We start from the raw sequence: 532 nt of genomic DNA on the forward strand, positions 1-532 counted from the left end.
CGGTCGATCAGCACAGCATCGCGAAGGCGACGAGCACTTAATCCACGGGCCTTGGACTGGCGATAACCACGCGAGGTGATAAACCCACCAGCCCGGTTATTCTTCAACGTCTTACAAATGAACTCGACAGAGAAACGATTCCGGTATTTATCGATGAACCGGATCATTTCCGACGTTTCGGGTCGAGTTCCGACGCGAAAAAAGCCGAGGCAGCCTTCAGCAGCTCGTTAGTGTCGCGTAGCTCTTGATTTTCACGGCGTAGCCTCGCGTTTTCGGCGGCCAAGTCTTCAGGCACAGGTTCTGGGATGTTTCCCGCACGGCGGGCCTGCTTAAGTCCATTGGCGAGCCGTGTGCCATGAAACCCCCAGCTTTGGGGCTACTGCCTGGCACGCGGCTTGCATCGACATATTTTCCGCCAAGATGCGATCTTCCACGAGACGGACCACGCGGTCCTTGGCATCCTGGTCAAATTTTCTTGGCATATTCCAGATTTTCCCATCTACTCAAACGGAACAAAACCTGGGACACTTCA

General features: G+C 54.3%; 1 pseudogene. It reads right to left on the reverse strand.

From position 1 onward, the window contains the following. Positions 1-329: 329 nt before the first annotated feature. Positions 330-528: pseudogene (locus HMPREF3145_RS12080) on the reverse strand (hypothetical protein). Positions 529-532 lie beyond the last annotated feature (4 nt).

Origin of the sequence: Corynebacterium sp. HMSC05C01, assembly GCF_001807155.1 — a bacterium.
In the GTDB taxonomy this organism is placed as follows: domain Bacteria; phylum Actinomycetota; class Actinomycetes; order Mycobacteriales; family Mycobacteriaceae; genus Corynebacterium; species Corynebacterium coyleae.